Origin of the sequence: Sphingobium mellinum, from assembly GCF_037860795.1 — a bacterium.
Taxonomy (GTDB): Bacteria; Pseudomonadota; Alphaproteobacteria; order Sphingomonadales; family Sphingomonadaceae; genus Sphingobium; species Sphingobium mellinum.
Genome location: NZ_JBANRK010000013.1, coordinates 58,208 through 82,518 on the forward strand (window position 1 = coordinate 58,208; position 24,311 = coordinate 82,518).

23 protein-coding genes are annotated in these 24,311 nt (G+C 65.6%); 12 read left to right on the top strand and 11 right to left on the bottom strand.

Annotated elements, in window-relative coordinates; genetic code table 11:
* Window positions 1–94 precede the first annotated feature (94 nt).
* From AAC640_RS13440 to AAC640_RS13450, 3 genes are read left to right on the top strand one after another with little or no spacing between them, the layout of a single operon-like run.
* Entirely contained in the window at window positions 95–529 is a 435-nt protein-coding gene (locus tag AAC640_RS13440; RefSeq protein WP_340267074.1) for a VOC family protein, read from the top strand.
* A gap of 2 nt (window positions 530–531) precedes the next feature.
* Entirely contained in the window at window positions 532–1,266 is a 735-nt protein-coding gene (gloB, locus tag AAC640_RS13445; protein ID WP_340267136.1) for a hydroxyacylglutathione hydrolase, read from the top strand.
* Window positions 1,267–1,320: 54 nt separating this feature from the next.
* Window positions 1,321–1,722, top strand: coding sequence for a hypothetical protein (locus tag AAC640_RS13450; RefSeq protein ID WP_340267138.1), 402 nt, complete (start codon window positions 1,321–1,323; stop codon window positions 1,720–1,722).
* A gap of 9 nt (window positions 1,723–1,731) precedes the next feature.
* Here the strand turns inward: AAC640_RS13450 and AAC640_RS13455 are convergent, their stop codons facing one another.
* From AAC640_RS13455 to ruvA, 3 genes are all read right to left on the bottom strand, one after another.
* On the bottom strand, window positions 1,732–3,474 hold the full coding sequence (locus AAC640_RS13455) for an AMP-dependent synthetase/ligase (protein ID WP_422794996.1): 1,743 nt from the start codon (window positions 3,472–3,474) through the stop codon (window positions 1,732–1,734).
* A gap of 137 nt (window positions 3,475–3,611) precedes the next feature.
* Window positions 3,612–4,631: a Holliday junction branch migration DNA helicase RuvB gene (gene ruvB, locus AAC640_RS13460; protein ID WP_340267078.1), complete on the bottom strand. Its 1,020-nt coding sequence runs from the start codon at window positions 4,629–4,631 to the stop codon at window positions 3,612–3,614.
* Window positions 4,628–5,233, bottom strand: coding sequence for a Holliday junction branch migration protein RuvA (gene ruvA, locus AAC640_RS13465; protein WP_340267080.1), 606 nt, complete (start codon window positions 5,231–5,233; stop codon window positions 4,628–4,630). Before ruvA ends, ruvB begins: the two co-directional genes overlap by 4 nt.
* 133 nt (window positions 5,234–5,366) lie before the next feature.
* Between ruvA and AAC640_RS13470 the strand changes: the two genes are divergently transcribed.
* From AAC640_RS13470 to AAC640_RS13480, 3 genes are read left to right on the top strand one after another with little or no spacing between them, the layout of a single operon-like run.
* On the top strand, window positions 5,367–5,942 hold the full coding sequence (locus AAC640_RS13470) for a peptidase S14 (RefSeq protein WP_340267082.1): 576 nt from the start codon (window positions 5,367–5,369) through the stop codon (window positions 5,940–5,942).
* A 39-nt stretch (window positions 5,943–5,981) separates the two neighbouring features.
* Window positions 5,982–6,620 carry a DUF1345 domain-containing protein gene (locus AAC640_RS13475; RefSeq protein WP_422794997.1) on the top strand — a complete coding sequence of 213 codons (639 nt, stop codon included), beginning with the start codon at window positions 5,982–5,984 and terminating at the stop codon, window positions 6,618–6,620.
* A 49-nt stretch (window positions 6,621–6,669) separates the two neighbouring features.
* Window positions 6,670–7,971 (top strand): methyltransferase family protein, encoded by a 1,302-nt coding sequence (locus tag AAC640_RS13480; RefSeq protein WP_340267085.1) that lies wholly within the window; start codon window positions 6,670–6,672, stop codon window positions 7,969–7,971.
* 10 nt (window positions 7,972–7,981) lie between these two features.
* Here AAC640_RS13480 and AAC640_RS13485 read toward each other — a convergent pair whose 3' ends face one another.
* Together AAC640_RS13485 and AAC640_RS13490 are read right to left on the bottom strand one after the other, a co-directional pair.
* A complete protein-coding gene (locus AAC640_RS13485) occupies window positions 7,982–9,355 on the bottom strand; it encodes a glutamate--cysteine ligase (RefSeq protein WP_340267087.1) in 1,374 nt (457 codons plus the stop codon).
* Window positions 9,356–9,509: 154 nt separating this feature from the next.
* Window positions 9,510–10,259, bottom strand: a complete 750-nt coding sequence (locus AAC640_RS13490; protein WP_340267089.1) for a 16S rRNA (uracil(1498)-N(3))-methyltransferase — start codon at window positions 10,257–10,259, stop codon at window positions 9,510–9,512.
* Window positions 10,260–10,361: 102 nt separating this feature from the next.
* On the opposite strand from AAC640_RS13490, the gene ubiA reads away from it, so the two are divergent.
* Together ubiA and AAC640_RS13500 are read left to right on the top strand one after the other, a co-directional pair.
* Complete coding sequence (gene ubiA, locus AAC640_RS13495; RefSeq protein ID WP_340267091.1) at window positions 10,362–11,264, top strand: 4-hydroxybenzoate octaprenyltransferase; 903 nt, start codon at window positions 10,362–10,364, stop codon at window positions 11,262–11,264.
* Window positions 11,261–12,709 carry a phospholipase D-like domain-containing protein gene (locus tag AAC640_RS13500; RefSeq protein ID WP_340267092.1) on the top strand — a complete coding sequence of 483 codons (1,449 nt, stop codon included), beginning with the start codon at window positions 11,261–11,263 and terminating at the stop codon, window positions 12,707–12,709. Before ubiA ends, AAC640_RS13500 begins: the two co-directional genes overlap by 4 nt.
* A 3-nt stretch (window positions 12,710–12,712) precedes the next feature.
* On the opposite strand, the gene AAC640_RS13505 is transcribed toward AAC640_RS13500, so the two are convergent.
* From AAC640_RS13505 to AAC640_RS13520, 4 genes are all read right to left on the bottom strand, one after another.
* Window positions 12,713–16,156: a chromosome segregation SMC family protein gene (locus AAC640_RS13505; protein WP_340267094.1), complete on the bottom strand. Its 3,444-nt coding sequence runs from the start codon at window positions 16,154–16,156 to the stop codon at window positions 12,713–12,715.
* Window positions 16,157–16,278: 122 nt separating this feature from the next.
* The gene (locus AAC640_RS13510; protein WP_340267096.1) at window positions 16,279–17,013 is read right to left on the bottom strand and encodes a thioredoxin domain-containing protein; all 735 of its coding nucleotides are present in this window, start codon (window positions 17,011–17,013) and stop codon (window positions 16,279–16,281) included.
* 46 nt (window positions 17,014–17,059) lie between these two features.
* Entirely contained in the window at window positions 17,060–17,734 is a 675-nt protein-coding gene (locus AAC640_RS13515; RefSeq protein WP_340267098.1) for a thioredoxin domain-containing protein, read from the bottom strand.
* An 80-nt stretch (window positions 17,735–17,814) separates the two neighbouring features.
* A complete protein-coding gene (locus tag AAC640_RS13520) occupies window positions 17,815–18,357 on the bottom strand; it encodes a DUF721 domain-containing protein (protein ID WP_340267100.1) in 543 nt (180 codons plus the stop codon).
* A 26-nt stretch (window positions 18,358–18,383) separates the two neighbouring features.
* On the opposite strand from AAC640_RS13520, the gene mutY reads away from it, so the two are divergent.
* The 4 genes from mutY to AAC640_RS13540 are packed head-to-tail and all read left to right on the top strand — an operon-like array spanning window position 18,384 to window position 22,535.
* The gene (gene mutY / locus AAC640_RS13525; RefSeq protein WP_340267102.1) at window positions 18,384–19,457 is read left to right on the top strand and encodes an A/G-specific adenine glycosylase; all 1,074 of its coding nucleotides are present in this window, start codon (window positions 18,384–18,386) and stop codon (window positions 19,455–19,457) included.
* Window positions 19,444–20,349 (top strand): NAD(+) diphosphatase, encoded by a 906-nt coding sequence (gene nudC / locus AAC640_RS13530; protein ID WP_340267104.1) that lies wholly within the window; start codon window positions 19,444–19,446, stop codon window positions 20,347–20,349. The genes mutY and nudC overlap by 14 nt, the downstream gene beginning before the upstream one ends.
* Before the next feature lie 55 nt (window positions 20,350–20,404).
* On the top strand, window positions 20,405–21,751 hold the full coding sequence (locus tag AAC640_RS13535) for a TldD/PmbA family protein (protein WP_340267106.1): 1,347 nt from the start codon (window positions 20,405–20,407) through the stop codon (window positions 21,749–21,751).
* Window positions 21,738–22,535 carry an inositol monophosphatase family protein gene (locus AAC640_RS13540; RefSeq protein ID WP_340267108.1) on the top strand — a complete coding sequence of 266 codons (798 nt, stop codon included), beginning with the start codon at window positions 21,738–21,740 and terminating at the stop codon, window positions 22,533–22,535. Before AAC640_RS13535 ends, AAC640_RS13540 begins: the two co-directional genes overlap by 14 nt.
* A 33-nt stretch (window positions 22,536–22,568) precedes the next feature.
* Here the strand turns inward: AAC640_RS13540 and AAC640_RS13545 are convergent, their stop codons facing one another.
* Both AAC640_RS13545 and AAC640_RS13550 read right to left on the bottom strand, forming a co-directional pair.
* The gene (locus tag AAC640_RS13545; RefSeq protein ID WP_340267110.1) at window positions 22,569–23,282 is read right to left on the bottom strand and encodes a GDSL-type esterase/lipase family protein; all 714 of its coding nucleotides are present in this window, start codon (window positions 23,280–23,282) and stop codon (window positions 22,569–22,571) included.
* 111 nt (window positions 23,283–23,393) lie between these two features.
* A complete protein-coding gene (locus tag AAC640_RS13550; protein WP_340267112.1) occupies window positions 23,394–24,305 on the bottom strand; it encodes a sulfotransferase domain-containing protein in 912 nt (303 codons plus the stop codon).
* Window positions 24,306–24,311: the final 6 nt, after the last annotated feature.

Below are 24,311 nucleotides of genomic sequence, written 5' to 3' on the forward strand. Positions count from 1 at the left end.
CTCTTCCCACCACGCCCGTGCCGTCTTATCTAATCATGATAATGCCACCGCCGAGATGAACCGTTGCTTGATAGCGACGAATGGAGAAATTAGCGTGATCAAATATCTCCACACTATGGTCCGAGTGACCGACGTCGACCGAACCGTGGCCTTCTTCGAACTGCTGGGACTGCGCGAATTGCGTCGGCATGAGAGTGAGCAAGGGCGCTTCACCCTGGTGTTCCTGGCCGCGCCAGGAGACGAGGACGCGCAAGTCGAGCTCACTTATAATTGGCCGCCCGAGGATGGCAGCGAGCCTGAGCGCTATGAGTGCGGGCGCAATTTCGGCCATCTCGCCTACCGCGTCGAAAATATCTATGCGGTGTGTCAGCGCCTGATGGATGCAGGGGTCACCATCAACCGGCCCCCCCGCGACGGACACATGGCCTTTGTTCGTACGCCCGACAATATCTCGATTGAACTTCTGCAGGATGGGCGGCTGGAGCCGGCGGAGCCGTGGGCTTCGATGCCCAATGTCGGGGTCTGGTGACCATGCTTGAGGTGGTTCGCGTCCCTGTTCTTTCGGACAATTATGTATGGCTTCTGCATGACCCGGCGAGCGGAGAGACGGTCGCCGTCGACCCCGCCGTCGCCGACCCCGTGCTGGCCGCTGCGGCCGCGCGGGGCTGGACCATCAAACAGATCTGGAACACCCATTGGCATGGCGACCATGTGGGCGGCAATGCGGGCATCAAGGCAGCGGCCGGGGCATGGGGCGGCTGCCGCATCACCGGCCCCGCGGCCGAAGCGGAGAAGATCGGGACGCTCGATCGTCAGGTCACGGAAGGTGATGAGGTCCGCATCGGCGATCATGTCGCCACGGTGATGGAAGTGCCCGCCCACACCGCCGGTCATATCGCCTATCATCTTGGCCCGGATCGGCTGGTCTTCGTGGGCGACACGCTCTTTGCGATGGGATGTGGTCGGCTGTTCGAAGGGACGGCGGCTCAGATGTTCGCCAACATGGCGCGGCTGGCGGCGCTGCCCGATGACACGCAGGTCTATTGCGCGCATGAATATACCCAGGGCAACGGCCGCTTCGCCCTCACCGTAGAGCCTGACAATGCGGCGCTGGTCGCGCGGATGGCGCAGGTGGATGCAGCGCGCGCGGAGGGTCGCGCCACGGTGCCGACGACCATCGGGCAAGAACGGGCCACCAACATCTTCATGCGCGCGCGCGACGTGACGCAACTGGCCGAACGCCGCAAAGCGAAGGATACGGCCTGACGGTTCATGCGTTGGTGCGTCGCCTGGAGGGACCAAATGAGCAGAAGAACAGCCATGCGTGCAGGAATATTTCTGGCGCCGCTGCTACTCGCGGCCTGTGCCGGCGGAGACCAGCCGGCCCGCCTCACGGAAAAGCAGACAGCAGCGCTTGAGCGCGCGCTGGCCGGCAAAGTCGCGAGCGAACCCGTCAGCTGCGTGGTTCGCCAGCCGGCCGCTGATCTGACCGCGATCAGCGACAGCGTACTGCTCTATCGCATCAGTTCCCGGCTCGTCTATCGTAACGACCTGATCGGCAGCTGTAGCGGGCTAGGTCGAGGCGATACGCTAGTCGTTCAGACTTCAGGCTCGCAATATTGCCGCGGGGATATTGCCCGCAGCGCCGACCTTGCCACCGGCATGGTGACAGGTGGCTGCGCGCTCGGATCCTTCATCCCGTTCCGTGCTCCAGACCGCTAGGGCGGCGCGTCAGATCTTGTAGAGCGCGTCCAGCCGCTCCTGATAGCGCGCCCGGATGACGTGGCGGCGGATCTTCATCGACGGCGTCATCTCGCCATTGTCGATGGTGAAAGGTTCGTCTGCCAGGATGAAACGGCGTACCCGTTCGGTGACGGACAGATCCTGGTTGACCCGGTCCACCGACGCCCGCAGGGCGGCTTGATAGGCGCTGTCCTCCGCGATGCCTTCGACGCCGCGTCCCCGCGTCGCCGCCCATTCGCGCGTCCATTCCGCATCGGGCACCAGCAATCCGACCAAATGCGGCCGACGGTCGCCATGGACCATCGCCTGACCGATTTCCGGCTGCAGCGTCAATATCCCCTCGACCTTCTGTGGCGAGACATTGTCGCCCTTGTCGTTGACAATCAGATCCTTCTTGCGGTCGGTAATGCGGATGCGCCCCTTGGCATCGATCTCGCCAATGTCACCCGTGTGCAGCCAGCCATCCTGCAAGGCCTTTTCCGTTTCAGCCGCGTTGCGCCAATAGCCGTGCATCACCAGCTCGCCGCGCACCAATATCTCGCCATCCTGGGCGATCCGGACCTCCACCCCGTCGAGCGGCGGGCCGACCGTATCCATGGCGATGCCGGCGCGCGGCCGGTTGCAACTGATCACCGGCCCCGCCTCGGTCTGGCCATAGCCCTGTAGCAGCGTCAGCCCCATGGCGTCGAAAAACAATCCAACATCGGGATTGAGCGGAGCGCCGCCGGATACCAGCGCCTTCATCCGGCCGCCGAAACGCCGCGCGATCTTCGGCTTGAGCGTGCGGGCGAGCAGAAGCTTGAGCGGCAGGTCGGCGATCGCCGCCTGCCCTCTCTGTTCCCTGGCCGCGATCCGCAGCGCCTGCGACAGCAACCACGCGGGGAACTTGCCCTGCTTTTCGATCGACTTTATGATCCGCGCACGCAGTACCTCGAACAGCCGGGGCACCACGACCATGATTGTCGGCCGCGCTTCCTCGATATTGCTGGCAAGCTTTTCCAGCCCTTCGGCATAATAGATCTGGCCCGCCAGCATGATCGGCAGGAACTGTCCACCGCTATGCTCATAGGCGTGCGAAAGCGGCAGGAAGGACAGGAATATCTCGTCGTCCCAGCCGAAATCCTCGGCCACCAGCCTGCCCGCGCCTTCGATATTGCAGAGGATGGCGCCGTGATGCTGCATGACGCCGCGAGGCGCGCCTCCGGTGCCGCTGGTGTAGATGATACAGGCCAGATCCTCGCGCCGCGCGGTCTGCTCGGCGGCGCAGGCATCCGGGTCGGCGATGTGGGACGCGATCAGGTCGCTCCACAGATGGCAGGATATGTGGCCCTGCGCCCCGCGCAACGGCTCCATGCCGATGACGAGGCTCGCCTGCGATCGCAGCACGGCGGGCATCAGCGCCTGCGCCAACTTCGCCGTGGACACGATGACGGCGCGGGCTCCGCTGTCGGTCAGGATATGCTGGTGATCGCGCGTCGTGTTGGTGGTGTAGGTCGGCACCGTGACGCAGCCGGCAGCCATGATCGCTAGGTCGGCAATGCAAAATTCCGGCCGGTTCTCACTGACCAGCATCACCGGATCGCCGGGCTTCAACCCCTGCGCCTTGAGCGCGGCGGCCAGCGAGGCGACCTGATGGGCGACTTCCGTCCAGCTGAGCGACTGCCAGCGGCCCGCCACCTTGCGCCAGAGGAAGGGGGCATCGCCCCTCTGCTTCGCGCGGACGAAGAACATGGTCACCAGATTGGGAAACTGTTCGATCGTCCGCAAGTTGCTGCACCTTTCGCCCTTCGGCGCGTTGCAGCGCGCCCCTCATCCCGTCGGCCGCTATAACGGCCCGCCTCGCCGCGGGCCAAGGCTTTTCATGGGCTTCAGTCGAAAAGACCATCCTGCCCGTTGCTGGGCGGATTGAGGCCAAGATGCTTCCAGCCCGGGCCGTTGAGGCACCGCCCGCGCGCGGTGCGGGCGATGAGGCCCAGCTGGATCAGATAGGGTTCGATCACTTCCTCGATCGTGTCGCGCGGCTCGGAAAGGCCAGCGGCCAGCGTTTCGACGCCCACCGGCCCGCCGCGATAGATGTCGGCGATCATCATGAGATAGCGCCGGTCCATGAGGTCGAGGCCCAGCTGGTCCACCTCCAGTCGGCCGAGCGCGGCGTCGGCGGCGCGAGCATCCACGGCCTCGACCCCCGCGACATTGGCGAAGTCGCGCACGCGGCGCAGCAGGCGGCCTGCGATGCGCGGCGTCCCGCGCGAGCGGCGCGCAATCTCCACCGCGCCGTCGGGCGTGATCCCGAGGTCCAGCAGCCGCGCCGCACGTCGCACCACCAGTTCAAGTTCGTCGACGGTGTAGAATTGCAGTCGCACCGGAATGCCGAAACGGTCACGCAGCGGCGTCGTCAGCAGGCCCTGGCGCGTTGTCGCCCCCACCAGAGTGAAGGGTGGCAGGTCGATCCGCACCGAGCGGGCCGAGGGACCTTCACCGATCATCAGGTCGAGCGCGCGATCTTCCATGGCCGGATAAAGCACTTCCTCGACGGCGGGATTGAGCCGATGGATCTCATCGACGAACAGTACGTCGCCTTCGTCGAGATTGGTGAGCAGCGCCGCCAGATCCCCTGACTTGGCGATCACCGGACCGGAGGTGGCGCGAAAGCCGACGCCCATCTCCTTGGCGATGATCTGCGCGAGCGTCGTCTTGCCGAGTCCCGGAGGACCAAAGAACAGCACATGGTCGAGCGCCTCGCCACGTGCCCTCGCCGCCTCGATGAAGACGCGCAGATTGCCACGCGCGGCTTCCTGCCCGATGAATTCGGCGAGCGACTTCGGCCGCAGCGCCGCGTCGACATCCTCGACCCGGCGGGTGGAGGCAATAAGGCGATCCTCGCTCATTTGGCCGCCTTACGCAGCGCCAGCCGCACGAGCGCGTCGAGGCTTGCATCCTCGCCAAGCTCGTCTTGCGCCGCTGCGACGGCGCTGCTCGCCTCGGCGGGCCGGAAGCCCAGATTTTGCAGTGCCGACAGCGCATCGGCCGCGAAGCCGCCCGCCGCCAGCGGCACCACGCCGGCCATCATGGCACCTGCGCTGGGGACCGCACCAATCTTGTCCTTCAATTCATTGACGATGCGCTGCGCCAGCTTGGGGCCAACGCCATTCGCCCGCGCCACCATGGCCTTGTCACCGGTCGCTATCGAGCGGTGCAGTTCGGCGGGCTCCAGAACCGACAGGATAGCCAAAGCAACGCGCGATCCCACGCCCTGTACGCCGGTCAACAACCGGAACCAGTCGCGCTCGTCCGCCCGCGCAAAGCCAACAAGCCGGATGGAATCTTCCGACACGAGCATTTCGGTATGAACCGTCACCGCTTCGCCGACTGATCCCAGCGCGGCCAGCGTACGGGAGGAAGCACCCACGAGATAGCCGATCCCGCCCACATCGATAACGGCGTGGTCGATGCCGGTGCTGTCCAACCGGCCTGAAAGTTTCGCGATCATGCCCCGCGCCCTTTGGTCATGATCTGTTCTTTACAGCCTGTTTGCGGGCGCGCCAGTCAAAAGAGCGGGCGGCACCATTTGCCGTGTCAGGCGTAGTGCAGGCCGACCATTCGTTCGCAGGAAATGCCGCCCTATGTCGACTGAACTTCCCTTGCTGACCCCGCCCGATTTCGCCTTCCCCGCCGTTCGCCTGTCCGGGCCAGTCGATCAGGCCATGTATCTGCACTTCAAGGACGCGCTGGCAAGCGCGCCCCAACAAGGGCTGGTGGTCGTCGAGATGGCTACATTGGGCGGTGATCCGGAAATCGCCCGGATGATGGGGGAGGACATCCGCTTCCATTCGGACCTCTTCCCCCAGGCGCGCATCGCGTTCCTGGGCAAGACTGCGGTCTATTCGGCAGGCGCCACCTTCATGGGCTTTTTCGCGCGCGAGAACCGCTACCTGACGCGCGGCACGCGGGTGATGATCCACGAGCGCATCATCACCCGCAAGGTTCATCTGGAAGGGCCGCTGTCCACCTGCCTTGCGCCCCTTCAGGCGGCGATCAACGAGATAGAATCGTCGATCGCCATACAGAATGAAGGCTTTGCCAACCTGATACTGGGATCGCACGTGACGATGGAGGAACTGCTGCGGCGCGCGCCTTCAAACTGGTATCTGGAAGCGAATGAGGCGGTCGACCTGGGCTTGGTCACGGCCGTTTTATAGCTCTTGCCAAGCGCCCCGATGCACCTTCTAATCGCTGGCATGAACCGCGCCCATGTTCCATCCTGGATCTTTCCCTGGCGCTACGGCATGTTTCTGCTGCTGCTGACCACCGCTATACCGCTGCTGGCCATTATGCCCTGGCATGAGGCGGCGATGACGAGCTTCGATTGCGCAGCCCTTGCTTTCATTGTCTCGCTCTACCCTCTGATCGACGCCGACCCGGCACGGCTGCGCCGCAGTGCCGAGCGCAACGATGCAGGGCGCAGCCTGATGCTGCTTCTGACCGCGATCGTGTCGATCATCGTCCTGGTCGCGGTCGGCGTGGCGGTGGGTGAACATAGCGGGCGCCAACCTGCCATCGTCGCCCTGCTGCTTGTCACGCTGGCCCTGGCGTGGCTCTTTTCCAACCTCATCTATGCGATGCATTATGCGCATCTCTTCTACCTGCGCGGACCGGCCGGCAAGGATCGTCAGGGGCTGGATTTCCCTGAAACGCCGGAGCCGGAATATCCCGATTTCCTCTACTTCTCTTTCACCCTGGGCATGACGTTCCAGACCTCGGACGTCGCCATCAACGACAAGGCGATGCGCTCGGTCGTCGTCCTGCACTGCCTCGCGGCCTTTGTTTTCAATCTGGGCATATTGGCCTTCACCATCAATGTGCTGGGCGGAGGGTGACCCCAGCCCTTCACGGCTTGCTTACCAATTTCCCCTAAGGACAGCAGCCATGCGCGAAACCCCCGATCCCTGCCCCGCCTCTGCCGTCAGCCATGGCGTCGGCATGGCTGGGCTGGCCGGCCTGGGTTTCTGGGCGGTGCTTGCCCGCCATCACGGCATGGATGGCCCTTATGCCGGCTTTGCCGCAGTGGTGGCTTGCGGCTTCCCGATGGTGGTCTGGTCGCTGATCATCGACAAGGTGCATCGCAATGCCTCGACAGGGATCGACTGGCAGGGCGCACCCCGGCCGGTGCGCGAAAGGCTGGACATCAGCCTGGTCAAGATCGCCGGGCTTTGGGCAACATGGCTGGGGCTGGCGGTTTTCTACTGCGTCGCGCGTTGGTATTGGAACGGCAGCTATCTTCATTCGATGAGCCTTTTCACGAGCGCCGCGCCCTGGCTGCTCGCCGCCTCAGTGCCGTATGTCATCTGGCTCGACCGGCGGCTGGTGGAGCCTCAGGACGCGTGTTACGCCTTTGGTCAGTGGGTCATCGGCGGAGCGGCAGGAACCCCTGATGCGTCGCAGGTGGCCAATCACCTCCGCACCTGGGCCGTGAAAGGCTTTTTCCTTGCCTTCATGCTGTCTATCGTGCCGGGCAATTTCGCGAGCGTCGTCGACTGGCGGCTCGATCAAGCAGTTGCCAATCCGCTGAACCTGGCCGCCTTTCTGATCGCGGTCATGTTCATGATCGACGTGTGCATGGCGACGGTCGGTTATCTGCTGACGATGAAGCCGCTGGACTCGCATATCCGCACCGCCAATCCGTTGCTGGCCGGGTGGGTGGCGGCGCTGATCTGTTATCCGCCCTTCGTGCTGATGGGGAGCGGCGGGCCGCTCGACTATCATGCGGGCGGCGCGGAATGGGACAGGTGGACGCAGGGCCATGTCGTGCTGCAATGGCTGCTGGGCAGCTGGCTGGTGCTGCTGACCGCCGCCTATGCGTGGGCGACGGTGGCATTCGGCATCCGCTTTTCCAACCTCACCCATCGCGGCATCGTGACGCACGGTCCCTATCGCTGGACGCGTCACCCCGCCTACCTGTCGAAAAATCTCTTCTGGTGGTTTTCGGCGCTGCCGTTTCTGACCGTGACAGGCAGCCTGACCGACATGGTGCGCAACTGCGCGATGCTGGCGGTCACCAACGCCGTCTATTACTGGCGTGCCCGGACCGAGGAAGCGCATCTCTCCACCGATCCGGCCTATCGCGCCTACAGCGAATGGATGGACCGCAACGCGCCCGTCCCGCGCTTCTTCGCCTGGGTCGGCGGGCGCCAGAATCCCCACCGCCGGACCGTCCTGCCGGCCGAGTGACGCGGCTGTCCTAGAAGCTTTCTTCCGCGTAGACGCGGCTTATGTCGCCCGCCCATTCGCCATGATAGCGTTCCAGCAATCGTTCGGCATGGGTGCGCCCGGATGAGACGATTTCATCGAGCGGCGCGAGATAGCCGGTCTCATTCTCCCCCAGGCCATTCAGGCGCGCCCGCGCCCGCAGTCCGTGGCGGGCGATGTCCAATACTTGCCCGGCGATGTCGCGCAGCTTGCGGCCGCCTGGCACGGGCGCATCCAGCGCGAGCTTCGGAACGGCATCGCGCAGCGCCTGCCGCCCTTCCATCGTCCAGTCCCGTACCAGGTCCCAGGCCGCGTCGAGCGCCTCTTTATCATAGAGCAGACCGACCCAGAAGGCAGGCAGCGCCGTGATGAGTTCGCCCCGGCCACCGTCGGCGCCGCGCATTTCCAGGAAGCTTTTCAGCCGCACTTCGGGAAAGGCGGTGGACAGATGGTCCTCCCAATCCTTCTCGGTCGGCTTTTCCCCGGGCAAGGCCGAAAGCTTGCCGTCGAGGAAGTCGCGGAAACTGAGTCCGGCCGCATCGATATAGCGTCCGTTCCGGTACACGAAATACATCGGCACATCGAGCGCATAGTCAGCATAGCGTTCATAGCCAAAGCCGTCTTCGAACACGAAGGGCAACATACCCGTGCGATGAGGATCGGTATCCGACCAGATATGGCTGCGGTAGGATAGCATCCCGTTGGGCCGCCCTTCCGTGAAGGGCGAGTTCGCGAACAGCGCCGTCGCCAGCGGCTGCAGCGCCAGGCTGACGCGGAACTTCTGCACCATGTCCGCCTCGCTGCCATAGTCGAGATTGGTCTGGATGGTACAAGTCCGCAGCATCATGTCGAGGCCGAGCGAACCCACGCGCGGCATGTGGCGCAGCATGATGTCGTAACGGCCCTTGGGCATGATCGGTAGAGCGTCGCGCGTCTTGTCCGGCCACATGCCAAGTCCAAGGAAGCCGAGGCCCAGCATGTCGCCGACATATTTCACCTGCTCCAGGTGCCGCTGCGTTTCGGCGCAGGTCTGGTGCAGATTTTCAAGCGGCGCGCCCGACAGTTCCAACTGCCCGGCCGGCTCCAGACTGACGGTGCCGTCATTGCCCGACAGGGCTATGATATTTTCGCCTTCGAATACAGGGTTCCAGCCATAGCGGGTGAGGCCGATCAGCAGTGTGTGAATGCCACCCTGCTCGGCATAGGACGGTGCGTGATGGTCCGCGCGCGCATAGACGAACTTTTCATGTTCGGTGCCAATGCGCCACCGTTCCTGCGGCTTGGCACCCTTGGCGAAGGCCGCGATCAACTGGTCGCGGCTTTCGATGACGGGATCGATTTTCCCTGAATCGGTTCTCGTGCTCATGCCCCGCCTTAGCCTGTCCCCCTGGCGCGTCAAACAAAGCGCGCGGCCGTCAAATAGGTTGCGCATGGTACGGCTTCAATCCTGTTTCGGATTGAAACTGGAAATGCTCTCGACCGCGTTCACTGCCGCCAACGATCACGCCGCTGCCTTGACGCTACCCGCGCCAGTCGCCGTTCAGCGTCATCCAGGCGCTGGTGGCGGCGATCGCGGCAGTTTCCGCCCGCAGGATCCGGGGACCCAACGAGACCGGCACCGCCCTCGCCATAGCCCGGATCGCCTCCCGCTCGGCGGGGTCGAAGCCGCCCTCCGGGCCGATCAGGAACGCCGCCGGTCCGGGATGCGCCGATAATGTCTCAACCAGCGGCTGCCCGCCAGTCTCGTCGGCGAAGAAAAGCCACCGCCCTTCCGGCCAGTCCCGCAGCAGCGCGTCGACCTTCACCATCGCACCAAGCTCGGGCAGCGCGGTGCGCCCGCATTGCTCAGCTGCCTCGACGAGATGCGCATGCAGGCGATCGAGGTTGAGCTTGTCGACGACGGCGCGCCGGGTCAGCACGGGCTGCAGCTTCGCGACGCCCAGTTCGCATGCCTTTTCGGCGATCAGGTCTATCCTCCCCTTCCTGATCGGCGCGCAACATAGCCAGAAATCAGGCACAGCTTCGAGCGCCCGGGTCTGCCTTACGCACTCCAGCACCAGGTCGCGCTTGCGGATGTCGCGCACCCGCGCCGCCCATTCGCCCGACCGCCCATCGAACAGAAGCACGATATCATCGGGCTTCACCCGCATGACGCTGATCAGATAATGGGCGGGATTGCCGTCCACCGGCACCGCGACACCTTCTCCCAGCAGCGTTTCCACATGGAGGCGCGGCGCGCTTTGGGGTGGCCATGCGGGGGTTGCGGTCATCGAAAAATCCATTCATCCGTGCGGGCCGAGCCTGTGACAGCCCTTCGCTTCTCTAAAGAGAAAGAAAAGGCCTTCAAGCTCCGGACGAACGGAGATAAAAGTTTGAACGACGCCATCGTCCCAGACACCCAGGCTCGCGGCCTGCTTGCGCGCCTGCCGGACACACCGCGCGCCCTTGCGCTGCTCGCGCGTTTCGACCGGCCGATTGGCTGGTGGCTGCTTTTCTGGCCGGGCGCCTGGGCCGTGGCGCTGGCAGGTGGCGCGAGCACGCGCTGGCCGCTGGTCCTGTGGCTGCTGCTCGGCAGTATCGCGATGCGAGGGGCCGGCTGCGTTTTCAACGATATCATCGACCGCGACCTCGACCGCAAGGTGGCGCGCACCGCAGCTCGGCCACTGGCAAGCGGAGCCATCTCGCTCAGGATGGCCTGGGCCTGGCTGCTCCTGCTTTGCCTCGTCGGCTTGATCGTCCTGCTCCAGCTGCGACCCTATGCGCAGATCGTGTCTCTCGGCAGCCTCGCTTTCGTCGCCGCCTATCCGTTCATGAAGCGGATCACCGGCTGGCCGCAACTCTGGCTCGGTCTGGTCTTCTCCTGGGCTGCACTCGTCGGCTTCAGCGAGGTCGCCGGCAGCCTCGGCGCTACGGGGCTGCTGCTCTATGGCGGCACCATATTCTGGGTGGTAGGCTATGATACCATCTATGCGCTGCAGGACCGGGAGGATGATGCGCTGATCGGAATCGGATCGAGTGCGCTGTCGATGGGCCGACATGTCCGCGCCGGAGTGGCGCTCTGCTATCTTCTGGCACTGTCGCTCTGGGCTGCCGCCTTGTGGCAGGTCAGGCCGCAGTTGCTCGCCCTCGCCGCTCTGCTACCGATGGCCGCGCATCTCGGGTGGCAGGTGACAAAACTCAAGGAAGATGGGGCCGACCCCTTGACCACGTTCCGATCCAACCGCTTCGCCGGCCTGCTGATGTTCCTCGCCTGCCTTGTCGTTGGTAGCGCATGAGCGCCCTTCGCGAGGGCGAGGATTGCTGGCGCATCGCCCGCGCGGCGAAGGCCAGCGTCATCATAGACGCCGACCAGTATTTCCGCCATTCCCGCGCCGCGATGCTGAAAGCCAAGCGGCGGATCATGCTGATCGGCTGGGATTTCGACGCCGGCATCGGCCTGCTGCGCGAGGATGAGGCGGATGATGGCGCGCCCGTCATCATCGGAGATTTCATCAGCTGGCTGGTCGACCGGAAGCCGGACCTGGAGATCTTTTTGCTGCGCTGGGATATGGGCGCGCTTAAATCGATGGTGCAGCCGTCCAACCTCATCACCACCGTCAAGTGGATGGCGCACAAGCGCATCCATGTGAAGCTGGATAGCCATCATCCCCCGGCCGCGTCCCATCATCAGAAGATCGTCGTGATAGACGATTGCTTCGCCTTTTGTGGCGGCATCGACATGACGGCCGATCGCTGGGATACACGCCATCACCGCGACGAGGATCCGGGGCGTCGCCATCCCGACGGGTCACCCTATGGCCCGTGGCACGATGCCACCACAGCGCTGCAGGGCGATGTCGCGGCGGTGCTGGGCGAACATGGCCGGGCACGCTGGAAAGGCGCGGGCGGCGATGCTCTCGACCCCATCTTTGGCGAGCATGATTGCTGGCCTGAGGCGCTGCCGGTGCAGTTCGAGAATATCGACGTCGCCATCTCCCGTTCCGCCCCCGAAATGGCGGACCAGCAGCCGCTGATCGAAATCGAGCGGCTGTATGTGAACCAGATCGCTTCGGCAGAGCGCAGCATCTATGCCGAGAGCCAGTATTTTGCGTCTCGCCGCATCGCCGAAGCCATCGCGGATCGGCTTGGCGATCCTGACGGGCCGGACATCGTCATCATCAATCCGGAACAGGCCGATGGCTGGCTGGAGCAGCAGGCGATGGACAATGCCCGCGCCCGCCTGATCGAAGCGCTGCGGGCCCGCGATACCTATGGCAAGCTGCGCGTCTATCTGCCCTTCACCATGCGGGGCGAGCCGATCTATGTCCATGCGAAGATACTGATCGTCGACGATCAGGTGCTGCGCGTCGGCTCCTCCAACATGAACAACCGGTCGATGCGGCTGGACACCGAATGCGACGTGACAATCGACGCGCGGCTGCCCGCCAATCGCGGCTGGCAGGACAGGATTTGTGCGATTCGCGACGACCTGATCGCCGAACATCTCGATCTGCCGGCGGAGCGGGTCGCCGCCGTCATCACAGATCGCGGCCTGATCGCGGGCATCGAGGAATTGCGCGACAAGCCGGGCCGTACACTGCGCCAATATGTCACGCCGGACCTCAACAATGTGCAGGCATGGCTCGCCGACAATGAGGTGCTGGATCCGGAAGGGCCCGGCGAAATGCTGGAGCCCATGGCATCGAAGGGCCTTTTCCGGCGCACAAAAAAGGGGCGCTGAGCCTCACTCCGCCGCCAGCAGGGCCTCCGCGCCGCCAAGGTTGACGGAGACCAGCCGGCTGACGCCCCGCTCCACCATGGTCACGCCGAACAGGCGGTGCATCCGCGCCATCGTCACGGCATTGTGGCTGACGATCAGGTAACGGGTATCCGTCTGCCCGACCATCACGTCCAGCAGATCGCAGAAACGCTCGACATTGGCATCGTCCAGCGGTGCGTCGACCTCGTCCAGGACGCAGATCGGCGCGGGATTGGTCAGAAAGAGGCCGAAGATCAGCGCCACCGCCGTCAACGCCTGCTCCCCCCCGGACAGCAGTGTCAGCGCCGCAAGCTTCTTGCCGGGCGGCTGAGCCATGATCTCGAGCCCGGCCTCAAGCGGGTCGTCGCTGTCGATCAGTTCCAGATGCGCCTGGCCGCCATTGAACAGGGTGGTGAAAAGCCGGCGGAAATGGCCATCAACCGCCTCGAAGGCCGCGAGTAGCCGCTGCCGGCCTTCGCGGTTCAGGCTACCAATGGATCCACGGAGGCGATTGATCGCCTGAGTCAGTTCCTGGCTCTCGGCGCGGCTGCTGGCCTGCGTCGCCTCCAGCTCTTCCAGTTCCTGCGCCGCGACCAGATTGACAGGGCCGATTCGCTCGCGCTCCGCCACCAGCCGGTCATGTTCGGCCTGTTCGCTCTGCGCGATGCGGATCTCGGCGCTGCCGAAGCCCAATTTCTCCGGCAGAACCGGCGGAGGACATTCGAACCGCTCGCCCGAGAGGCGGTTGGTCTCCAGCCGCTTCTCGTCGGCCGCTTCTGCCCGCGCCGCCGCAGTCGCCCGCCTTTCGCGTGCTTGCGTGAGCGTCTCGCCGGCCGCAGACGCGCGGCTCTCGGCCAGACGCAGCGCGGCTTCCGCCTCGCTTTCAGCGTGGCGAGCCGCTGCGGCAGCTTCAGCGAGCCCGGCGCCCTGCTCGCTCAACTGCGCAATCATGGCCGCCAGCCTGTCCGGCTCATCGGCGATTGCCTGCCGCTCGCTGGCGATCGCCTCGCCACGGTCAACCATGGCGGCGATGCGCTTGGCCGCTTCGCCCGCGCGCGAACGCCAGCCCCTGGCCTCGGCATCAGCCGCCGCCAGCCGCTCGCGGTCGCTGGTCAGCGCGCGATCGGCCAAGGCCTGATCGGCCTGAAGCTGGCTCACCGCCAGCCGTGCTTTTTCGCTCGCGTGGCTCAGCGAGGCGACCAGCGCGCGCGTCTCCGCGCCGTCCGACATCGCCGCCCGGGCGGATTCGGCCTTGGCATGATCCTCGCGGGCGACGCCAAGATCGGCGCGGGCTTCCGTCAGCCGCTCCTCGATAGCCTCCCGCCGTCCGGCAAGCCGTTCGAGCGCGGTCGCCGCCTCATCTGCCGCGCGAAGCGCCGCGCGAAGCCGCTGATCAGCGCCCGAGAGCTGGGTCCGACCGGTCGCGAGGTCCTGCACCGCCTCGCGTTCGCGAGCCGCCGCCTCGTCCTGCGCGGTGCGCGCGCCTGCCATTTCCGCCTCGGCAGCAGGGCGCGCCGCCGCAATCGCCTCCAGCCGGTTGAGCCGGATCAATCGTTCCGCCGCTGCCGCCCCGCCTTCCGATGCAACATAGCCGTCCCAACGCCGCAACTGCCCATCCGTGGTGACCAGCCGCTGCCCGACCGCCAGCGGCTGGCCCTCGTCCCTGTCTGCGACCGCGACCTGCGCCAGGCGCCGCGCCAGTGCCGCCGGCGCGCTGACGTGCGCCGCAAGCGATGTGCAGCCCGCCGGCAGGTCGGGATCACCCGACGAAGCGGTCGCGCCGCTCCAGCGCGGCTTGCCCTCGCCGCCAATCGGCGCTTCCAGGTCGTCGCCCAGCGCCGCCGCCAGCGCTCGTTCATAGCCGGGCGCCGCCTTCAACTGGTCGAGCGCGCGCAACCTGCCGCTACCGCCGCCCTCGATCGCCCGCTGGAGCGCCGAAGCCTCGCTGTCCAGCGCTGCCAGCGCCGCGCGCGCCGAAGACCAAGCCGCTTCGGCGACCGCGCGGGCTTCGGCGGCTGACTGGCGCGCGGTCTCAGCCGCCGTGATCGCGGCCTCCGCGGCATCCCGCTCAGTGCCGGCCTCGGCCTGCGTCGCCAGCGCCTCGTCCCGCCTGGCTTCGAGCGGCGCGGCATCCGGCAGAGCTGCCGCTTCAGCATCCAACCGCGAGACTTCCCGTTCGACGCGCTCCAGCCGGCTGCGGGCAGCGACGAGCGCCGCCTCGGCAACGCGCAGCTCCGCCTGCTCGCCCGCCTGCCGGGCCATCGCCCTGGCAAGGTCCAGCTCCGCGTCGCGAGCAGCGTCTTCGGCGCGGCCGATCCTGCCGGCGAAGTCAGGCCGCATCGCTTCCGTCTCGGCGATCCGTTCCCTAAGCGCCGCCATCTCGTCCGTGAGCCGCCCGATCGCGTCGGCAGCATCGTTGGCCAGCGTTCCTTCACGCGCGCGATCTTCCTCCAGCCGATCGGCCTGCTGAGCCAGATCGTGCAGCCGCCGCACCACGCCGTCACGCTCGGCCTTGAGCGCCGTCAGCCGGTGCCCCGCCTCGCTGGCTGCATCGCGGGCCGCCTGCGCTGCCGCGCGGTGGTTGGCCAGCGCCTCCACCGCTGCAGTGGCATGGAGCGCCGCTGCCGTCTGCGCGTCCTGCGCAGCGGCGACAGCGCGCTCCGCCTCCTTCGCTTCGGCCCGCGCAGTGTCCGCGCTGGCCGCCGCCTCGCGCCAGCGCGAAAAGAGCACGCGTCCTTCGGCGATCCCGATCTGCTGCGACAGGCGGATATATCGTTCCGCCGCCCTGGCCTGCCGGCGCAGGCTGCTGGCGCGCGCGTCCATGTCAGACAGTATCTCGTCCAGCCGCACCAGATTGGCCTCGGCCGCGCGCAGCTTCTGTTCGGCATCCTTGCGTCGGACATGCAGCCCTGAAATGCCCGCCGCCTCCTCCAGCATGGCGCGCCGTTCCTGCGGCCGGGCGGCGATGACGGCGGCGATGCGTCCCTGGCTCACCAACGCGGGGCTGTGCGGCCCCGTGGCAGCGTCAGCGAAGATCAGGGAGACGTCCTTCGCCCGCACGTCGCGCCCATTGGCCCGATAGGCGCTGCCTGCGCCGCGCTCGATCCGGCGGGTGACCTCCAGCTCGCCGTCAGCGCCGACTTCGACGGCATTGAACAGTTCGCCCTGTTCCTGCACGGTCAGCAGCGACACTTCGGCGAAGTCGCGCTGTGGTCTGCTGGCGGTGCCGGCGAAGATCACATCTTCCATGCCGCCGCCGCGCATCGACTTGGCACTGGATTCGCCCATGACCCAACGGATCGCTTCCAGCAGGTTGGATTTGCCGCAGCCATTGGGCCCGACAATCCCCGTAAGGCCGGGCTCGATCCGCAGCTCCGTCGGGTCGACGAAGCTCTTGAAGCCGGATAGCTTGAGTCGCTTTATCTGCATGGCAAGAGCATCTCAGGCTTCGCAACAAAGGATGCCGCGACAAGGAACTGGCGGGGACAGCGCTTCGCCAACCCGCTTTCAGCGGGAATCCGGTTCGACGATGTCAGCCCCCCTTTGCCCAATCAGAGTCCCGCTTGTTTCAGCTTGGGCTGCAACGTCGCCCAGTTGGCGGTGTTTTCCACCACGACGCCATTCAGGATGAAGGTCGGCGTGCCTTCGATCTTATATTGCTGGTTGGCGGTTTCGACGCCCTTGGCCAGCTTTTCGGCAGCGGCGGTGTCAGCCAGGCACTGTTGGGCCTTGTCCTCGGCAATGCCGCGCTGCTTGGCAAAATCCACCAGGCCCACGGCCTGCGCCAGATTGCCGAAGCGCTGGGCAGGCGGCGCGCTCATCAGCTGCTGATATTTGGCGTCCCCCATTGCCTGCGCCTTTTCGAACATGGCGTTCTGGTTGGTGAAGAATTGTTCTGAGAGCGGGTAGAAGACATCCTTGCCACCGCATCGCGCCAGCAGCGCCGTCGCGATATCAATGGGATCGCGCACATAATTGCGCAATTCATAGCTCATCTTCCCCGTATCGACGATCTTGCGGATATCTTCCGAAGCCTCGCCGGAAAAGTCGCGGCAGTGGCTGCAGGTATAGGAAGCATATTCGACCAGTTTCATCTTCGCGTGGGGATTGCCCATTACAAACTGGCCCTCGGGCGTCTGGGTGACGGTGGTCGACCAGATGGCTCCGGCGGGCGCGGCAACGGCCGCGACGGGCTGAGCGGCGGCGGGGCTGCCCTCTTCCTTCTTGCCGCAGGCGGCGAGAGTCAGGGAAAGGGCGATGAGGGCGAGTCCGGAAAAGGCTTTCACGTGGTTTGGGCTCCGATTGTCGGGCATGTTGATGCGTGGTCCTAATTCACTGCGCGGCGACGGGCAATGCGTCGCGCAAGCTGTCCCAGCTGGATCCGTCGACGAGCGTGCCATTGACGGTGAAGCCGGGCGTGCCCGGAATCTTCACCTGGTTCCACGCCTCGTTGGTCATCGCAAGGACCTGCTTCATCGCCGCACTATTGCCGATGCAGGCGTCAAGCTGCGCTGGCGAGAAACCGCGCTTTGCCATCAAGGCGTAAAGACCGGTCTTGCGGCCGATGTCGCGCAATGCGGCGACCTGGCCGGCCGGCTTCGCCTCGGCGTCTTGGTCATAGGCCATGAGCTTTTCCATCCAGACGGACTGATTGGCGAACAGCGCCTCGTGATTGCCGAAAAAGCGCCCCGGCCCGCCGCACCGCGCCAGCAGGGCGGCGGTCAGGTCATATCTGTCGCGCACGGCGTTGCGTACCTCGACGCTCACCTTGCCGCCCTTCACATAAGCGGCCTTCAGCGGGCCGCTCGCCTCGCCCACGAAATGCGCACAGTGGGGGCAAGTATAACTGATATATTCGACCAGCTTGGTCGGTGCGGCGGGATTGCCCATGACATGGCCGCCGATCGGCGACAGCGCGACGCGCGTCGTCCAGTTGGCGGCCGGCGCAGCGAGCACGCCCGCCGGAATGGCAAGCAGGGCAAGAAAGAACAGGCGCAGTTTCATCATGCGGTGATCCAGTAAATTGCCGCCCCTGCACGGCTGATGAAGCGAAAGGTCATTGCCAAGGCGCGGCCCCTCCGCGCCCCTTAGCCGATCTTGGGCAAGCCGCTGGAATTGGCAAGCCCTTGCGCCAGCGATTCGAGCACTGCCCGCAATTCCGGGTCGCCGATGTCCCGCAGCGAATCCCCCAATTCCTGGGGGACGGGTCGCAGGTTGCGCGGCGGCGGTCGCCGCTCAGGCTCGGTGACGCTGACCATACCCTGCTTCATCGCAACCCTGGCGACGGCGGCATAGCCGAAGAAGCGGTTCACGCGATCGATGATGTCAGGCATGACGTGCTGGATCATCGGCGCATGGCCACTCATCACTGTCAGCTGCAAGGTACCGCCTGCCTTCTGGCCCGCCGGAAAGCGGATCGAATCGGGCGTGGATATCGCCGCATAATGGGCGCCGACAATCTCTGCCCAGCGCGTTACGATGCTCGATTGAACGAAGCCGAACTTGCGGAACGCAGCGGCGCCGATCTGCGGCATCAAGTCTGCGATCCGGCGCGGCCCGCCTATGCGCGGCCGCTCTTTCGCCTCGCTGGCGCGCTTTTTCGGCTTGGGCGTTTCAGGTCGTTCCGTCATCGCCCGCTTAATGGCATAGGGCGACCATGCACGTCGAGGGCAAGCCCAGGAAAATCGCCGAGGATCTGCTGGCGCATTATGACCGTCATGCACGGCGTCTGCCTTGGCGCGAAGGGCCGGGCGCGAATCGGGCCGATCCGTATCGGGTGTGGTTGTCTGAAGTCATGCTGCAGCAGACCACCGTTGCGGCCGTCATCCCCTATTTCAACAAATTCACGAGCCGCTGGCCCAGCGTGGAGGCGCTCGCCGCCGCCCCTGACGCGGAGGTGATGGCGGCCTGGGCGGGCCTTGGCTATTATGCGCGTGCGCGCAACCTGCTGGCCTGCGCCCGCGCCGTTGCCGGCCAGCATCGCGGTATCTTTCCCGACAGCGAAGAAGGCCTGCGCGCGCTGCCTGGCGTGGGCGCTTACACGGCCGCTGCGATTGCGGCGATCGCGTTTGGGCAGCGCGCCGTGGTGGTCGATGCCAATGTCGAGCGGGTGGTCGCGCGGCTGTTTGCAATTGCCACGCCGTTGCCCGGCGCTCGGCCGCTGATCCGCGTCGCCACCGACCAGATCACGCCGGACGCGCGGGCTGGGGATTTTGCCCAGGCGATGATGGATTTGGGTGCAACTGTGTGCACCGCGCGGAGCCCGGCCTGCGGCATCTGCCCGATCCGTGATCAGTGCAATGCCGTTCGTACCGCCGACCCGGCTGCTTTCCCGGTCAAGGCCGCCAGGAAGGCAAAGCCCCATCGTCTGGGACACAGCTGGTGGATTGAGCGGACTGACGGGCATGTCTGGCTGGTGCGGCGACCAGGCAAGGGGCTGCTGGGCGGGATGCGGGCGCTGCCCTCTTCCGAGTGGACTGAGGCGCCCGATCCGGCCCCGCCGGTCGCGGACGCCCGCTGGACCAGCCTTGCCGATCCGGTCGCGCATGTCTTCACCCATTTCTCACTGGCGCTGACCATCCATGTCGCGCAGGTGCCGCCCGACAGCAAACCGTCGGGCGAGGGCGAATGGTGGCCGCTGGCGCGAATCGAGGAAGCCGGGCTACCCACCCTATTCCGCCGCGCGGCGGAGGCGGCGATGAAGGAGAAGAAAGATCATGCACGACGGTAGGGCTGAGGGCCATGCTTTGGGCTATGCCGGCAATCGGATCGACCGCGTCGATCATGTCCGCATCGATCCCGCCTTGGTAGCAAAGGCCTTCGCCGCGCCGGAGGCCCGCCAGCTCATCCTCGATGGGCTGGACCCGGTCACGGCAGATGGCCATTTGGTGCTGGAGCCAATCCCTGCCAACGCTCGGGCAGAGGAACATGCGCTCCTGGGCATCGATGAAGTGCAGCGACCGATCTTCGCCCGGCTCGTGTCATCGGCAGGGGGCGGCTTTACCCCCACGGCACGCAGTCGCGCCATCGCCAGCGAAGTGCCCGCTTCAGAGGTCGCGCTCTACGGCGCGGCGCGCAGCCTGCTGCACTGGCATGGCCGCCATCCGTTCTGCTCGGTCTGCGGTTCCCGGACAGCCCCGGAAAAGGCCGGTTGGGCGCGTCGCTGCGGCTCCTGCGACGCAGAGCATTTCCCGCGCGTCGATCCTGTCGCGATCATGCTGGCGGAACATCGCGGCCGCGTACTGGTAGGCCGCCAGCACAGCTGGCCGCCGCGATTCTATTCCGCGCTTGCCGGTTTCATCGAACCGGGCGAGACGATCGAAGAAGCGGTGGCGCGCGAGATCAAGGAGGAGGCCGGGGTCACCGTCCATTCCGTCCGCTATGTCATGAGCCAGCCCTGGCCCTTTCCTTCTTCGCTGATGATCGGCTGCATCGGTCAGGCAGACGATGACGCGCTAAAGCTGGACGAGACGGAGATTGAAGATGCGCTCTGGTGCGACGCGGCGGGCGTGCAGGCGGCGCTGGACGGCAACCCGGACGCGCCCTTCCTCGCGCCGCCGCCCATGGCGGTGGCCTGGCACCTTCTGCGGCATTGGGTCGAGGGCCAGGTTGCCCCGCTGTAATCAAGAGCGTAAGGCCGCAAGCCTGACCCCTTGATCTGAGGATTGCCCCGCCCCCATGCTCAGCCTCCAAGAAGCCCAGTCGCGCGCGCAGGATCTGGTCGATGCGGCACGCCGGGCCGGGGCCGATGCGGCGGACGCCATCTATGCCTGCAATGCATCGACGACGGTAGCCGTGCGCCTGGGCGCGCTGGAGGATGTCGAACGATCGGAAGGTGAGGAAATAGGCCTTCGCGTCTTCATCGGCCGCCGATCGGCAAGCATCGCCGCATCGGACATGAACCCCGCGACCCTCGGCACACTTGTCGACCGCTGCATCGCCATGGCGCGGGAAGCACCGGAGGATCCCTATGCCGGGCTCGCGCCGGAGGACCGGTTGCTGCGCGGGGGAGTAGCTGCGCTCGACCTTGCCGATCCGACTGAGCCTGAGCCTGCCTCCCTGCGCGAACGCGCGCTCGCCGTCGAGGAAGCCGCGCGCGCCGTGCCCGGCGTCACCAACAGTGAGGGCGGCGGCGCGGCGAACGGGCGCAGCCAAGTGGCTCTCGCCACCAGCCATGGATTTGCCGGCGCCTATGTCGGCACCAGCCATTCGACCTGGGCCAGCGTGCTCGCGGGCAGCGGCGCCGACATGCAACGCGACCATGCGAGCCACAGCAGCCGCTATCTCACCGACCTCGAAGATCCGGCCATGATCGGCACTCGCGCGGGCGAGCGGGCCGTGGCGCGCCTGAACCCGGTCAAGGTCGAAAGCGGTGTCCTTCCAGTCCTTTTCGATCCGCGCATCGGCTCCAGCCTGCTGGGCCACCTGATCGGCGGCATGGTCGGCCCCGCCATCGCACGGCGGTCGAGCTTCCTGCTCGATTCGCTGGGCGAAACGCTGTTCGACAGCAGCGTGACCATCATTGACGATCCGTTACGACCACGCGGCCTCCGCTCCCGCCCATTCGATGGCGAGGGCCTGCCGGTGGCGCGTCGCGCGCTGATCGACGCGGGCGTCCTGACCGGCTGGCTGCTCGACAGCGCCTCAGCCCGGCAGCTTGGCCTTGCACCGACCGGCCACGCCAGCCGCGGCGGCAGCGGCGCGCCAGGCGCAGGTGTCACCAACGTTCATATGGAACCGGGCAGAGCCTCGCCGACCGAACTGATGGCGGACATCGCGCGCGGCGTCTATGTGACCGAACTGATCGGCATGGGGGTGAACGGCGTCACCGGCGACTATAGCCGCGGCGCGGCCGGCTTCCTGATCGAGGATGGCGCGATCGGCCGCCCGGTGTCGGAAATCACGATCGCCAGCAATTTGAAAGACATGTTCCGCGCGCTGGTGCCCGCCAACAACCTTGAATTCCGCTATGGCATGAATGTGCCCACCCTGCGCGTTGACGGGATGACCGTTGCGGGAGGCTGATATCGACGTGCGTGCGCTGGTATCGGCAGTTTCGGATGCCGCCGACAGGGCGCTCACCCTGTGGGCGGGTGGCCATACACAGGTCCGCCAGTGGGAAAAGGTGCCGGGGCATCCGGTTTGCGAGGCGGACCTGGAAATCGACCAGATGCTGCGCGAAAGTCTGGCCGGGATCGATCCCTCTGCAGGCTGGCTGTCAGAGGAAACGGCGGACACGGTGCATAGGCTCGCGCTGGACCGAGTGTGGGTGGTCGATCCCATCGACGGCACGCGCGACTATCTACGCGGGCGTCCTGGCTGGGCGGTTTCGGTCGCGCTGGTAGAGCATGGCGCCGTGCGGATCGGCCTGCTGGCGGCGCCCGCCCGCAATGAGCTGTGGCTGGCTCACGCCGGGGAGGGCGCGACGCGCAACGGTCGGCCATTGCGGGCCGGGACACGCGCCCTTTTGCCCGGCGCGCGCGTGCCCGCCGACCAGCTGCCACGGCATGACCGTGATCTCGTCACCGTCCACAAGCCCAACAGCATCGCGCTTCGCATGGCGATGGTCGCCGCCGATGAGGCCGATCTGGTCGCCACCGTTCGCTGGGGCAATGAATGGGACGTGGCCGCCGCCGCCCTGATCGCGCAGGAGGCCGGAGCGATCGTTACTGACGCGCTGGGACACCCGCTGGCCTTCAACCGGCCGCAGCCGACCGCCTTCGGCCTGCTATGCGCCGCGCCCGGCATTCACGCCGCGGCGACGGAGCGCCTCGCTCCCCGCGCACGCGAACTTCTGGCGCGGGAATAGGGCGGCACCTCGACGCTTCAATCCGAGCGATCGTCAGCGCGAAGCCTCGCAGCGCGCAATCGTCGCGGCGGGCAAGGCCTCGCGCAGTCGCTGGCGCACCACTCCGGCCCAGATCCGGTAGCCCGCCGCGTTCATATGGACTTCGTCCGCGCGGTAATAATCGCCCATCTTCCCGCCCTTCAGCAGCGGCGTGGTGATGTCGGCGAAATAGGCGCCCTTGCTCCCGGTGATCAGGCGCCGCGCCGCATCATTGTACAACCGTTGCTCGCGGAGATAAGCGCGCCTGCCGGGGCTGGGCTTCATGGACAGCACCAGCACCGGCACGCCCGCCATGATTCGAGCCCGCAGGTCTAGAAAAGCTGCCAGATTGCGGATCACCGCCCGCACGGGGATGTCGCGGGCGATATCATTCTCCCCCGCGTACAGAATGATCGCAACCGGCCGCGCGTCATCAGCGGCATTCCCGAAGCGGGGCAGGATTGCGGCGAAGATGCTGTTGTCGATCCCGCGATTATAGGCTCGCCAAGGCGCCATGTCGCGATCCAGAGTGGTCCAGCGATGAATAGATGAACTGCCGACGAACCACAGCGCGCACGCCTCGGGCCGCTGTGGCGGATTGGGCAGGGTAGCCGACAGGGCGCGATGACGCTCAAGAGCAAACCATCCCCCGAAGATCAGCCCGAATATCAAGACAGCCAAAACCGCCTTCGCCACCGACGAGCGTTCCAGCCGTTCATGAATATCCATCCCCATCGATCGATATAGGTATAGTAATTTTCGCGCCGCGAAAGCGGATAATCTTCGGCAGGACCTCTGCCTCGGCAGTCCGCTTGCGAAAGTAACTTAGCTGGACGCTGTTCAGGCCGCAGACTGAATCTGCGGCGCGCCGGTGCCGCCCAGCCGGATGCCGAAACGCGCAGCCAGCAACGCATTGTCCGGTTCATAATAACGCCGGATTTCCTCCTTTAACGAAGGATCAATCCGCGTCTTGTAGCCGCTGCGCCGGTTGAGATCGCGCAGCCTGGAGAGGATGCCCAGCTGACGGCCGGCCAGTTGGGTCAGCACGCGCGAGGATTTGCGCACCCAGGGCGGTGGAATTTGGGTCAGCGAGGCCAGGATGCGGCTTTTATGATATTTGGCCTCGTTGACCCGTTCAAAGCTCCTGCGCCCGTCATCCGCCAAGCCCAGGAAGGTCAGAATTTCAAGATAGGTGCTGCGAGGATCATCGATCCAGTCGCGAAAGGCTATAATCTTGATCTGCTCTGCCCGAAAGATGGCGTAGAAGCGCTCGATCTGCTCGTGGAAGCGTCCCATCGCCGCATAGTCCAGGAAGCTGGGCTCGCGGCAATAGGCGGGGATGGTGGAGGCGGGACGTCGGCCGGACAAGCGCCACACCTGCTCGAAATCCTCAATGGTCTCATCGCCATTGTACAGTTGCTGGTGGTGCAGCGAGGGCAGGAAGTCCTGCTGGTCGCGCAGGAAGATCAGGATGCGCGCGGCGGGATTGAAATTGTGGATCTCGCGGGCCGCCACCTTCGAATAGAGGTAACGCACCGAACCTTCCCCTACCTCCGACGCGCCGCCGCTGTCCGCGAACAGCGCCAGATAGTCATCGGGATCGGACACGAAATTCCACTTGGGGAAATCCCGGGAAAAATGATGCGGCTCCTTCGCCTTGGAGAAGAAGATATCGGGGTGCGAACGCAGATATTCGACCCAGGCGGTGGTCCCGCATTTCGGTGCTCCAACGATGAAGAAATTCGGCTTCATTCCGGC

What these genes read in the sequence shown, in the direction of transcription:
- gloB (WP_340267136.1), top strand. Translation starts at nt 532, where the DNA reads ATGCTTGAGGTGGTTCGCGTCCCTGTTCTTTCGGACAATTATGTATGG.
- AAC640_RS13450 (WP_340267138.1), top strand. Translation starts at nt 1,321, where the DNA reads ATGCGTGCAGGAATATTTCTGGCGCCGCTGCTACTCGCGGCCTGTGCC.
- AAC640_RS13455 (WP_422794996.1), bottom strand. Translation starts at nt 3,474, where the DNA reads ATGTTCTTCGTCCGCGCGAAGCAGAGGGGCGATGCCCCCTTCCTCTGG.
- ruvB (WP_340267078.1), bottom strand. Translation starts at nt 4,631, where the DNA reads ATGAGCGAGGATCGCCTTATTGCCTCCACCCGCCGGGTCGAGGATGTC.
- ruvA (WP_340267080.1), bottom strand. Translation starts at nt 5,233, where the DNA reads ATGATCGCGAAACTTTCAGGCCGGTTGGACAGCACCGGCATCGACCAC.
- AAC640_RS13470 (WP_340267082.1), top strand. Translation starts at nt 5,367, where the DNA reads ATGTCGACTGAACTTCCCTTGCTGACCCCGCCCGATTTCGCCTTCCCC.
- AAC640_RS13475 (WP_422794997.1), top strand. Translation starts at nt 5,982, where the DNA reads ATGAACCGCGCCCATGTTCCATCCTGGATCTTTCCCTGGCGCTACGGC.
- AAC640_RS13480 (WP_340267085.1), top strand. Translation starts at nt 6,670, where the DNA reads ATGCGCGAAACCCCCGATCCCTGCCCCGCCTCTGCCGTCAGCCATGGC.
- AAC640_RS13485 (WP_340267087.1), bottom strand. Translation starts at nt 9,355, where the DNA reads ATGAGCACGAGAACCGATTCAGGGAAAATCGATCCCGTCATCGAAAGC.
- AAC640_RS13490 (WP_340267089.1), bottom strand. Translation starts at nt 10,259, where the DNA reads ATGACCGCAACCCCCGCATGGCCACCCCAAAGCGCGCCGCGCCTCCAT.
- AAC640_RS13500 (WP_340267092.1), top strand. Translation starts at nt 11,261, where the DNA reads ATGAGCGCCCTTCGCGAGGGCGAGGATTGCTGGCGCATCGCCCGCGCG.
- AAC640_RS13505 (WP_340267094.1), bottom strand. Translation starts at nt 16,156, where the DNA reads ATGCAGATAAAGCGACTCAAGCTATCCGGCTTCAAGAGCTTCGTCGAC.
- AAC640_RS13515 (WP_340267098.1), bottom strand. Translation starts at nt 17,734, where the DNA reads ATGATGAAACTGCGCCTGTTCTTTCTTGCCCTGCTTGCCATTCCGGCG.
- AAC640_RS13520 (WP_340267100.1), bottom strand. Translation starts at nt 18,357, where the DNA reads ATGACGGAACGACCTGAAACGCCCAAGCCGAAAAAGCGCGCCAGCGAG.
- mutY (WP_340267102.1), top strand. Translation starts at nt 18,384, where the DNA reads ATGCACGTCGAGGGCAAGCCCAGGAAAATCGCCGAGGATCTGCTGGCG.
- nudC (WP_340267104.1), top strand. Translation starts at nt 19,444, where the DNA reads ATGCACGACGGTAGGGCTGAGGGCCATGCTTTGGGCTATGCCGGCAAT.
- AAC640_RS13535 (WP_340267106.1), top strand. Translation starts at nt 20,405, where the DNA reads ATGCTCAGCCTCCAAGAAGCCCAGTCGCGCGCGCAGGATCTGGTCGAT.
- AAC640_RS13545 (WP_340267110.1), bottom strand. Translation starts at nt 23,282, where the DNA reads ATGGATATTCATGAACGGCTGGAACGCTCGTCGGTGGCGAAGGCGGTT.
- AAC640_RS13550 (WP_340267112.1), bottom strand. Translation starts at nt 24,305, where the DNA reads ATGAAGCCGAATTTCTTCATCGTTGGAGCACCGAAATGCGGGACCACC.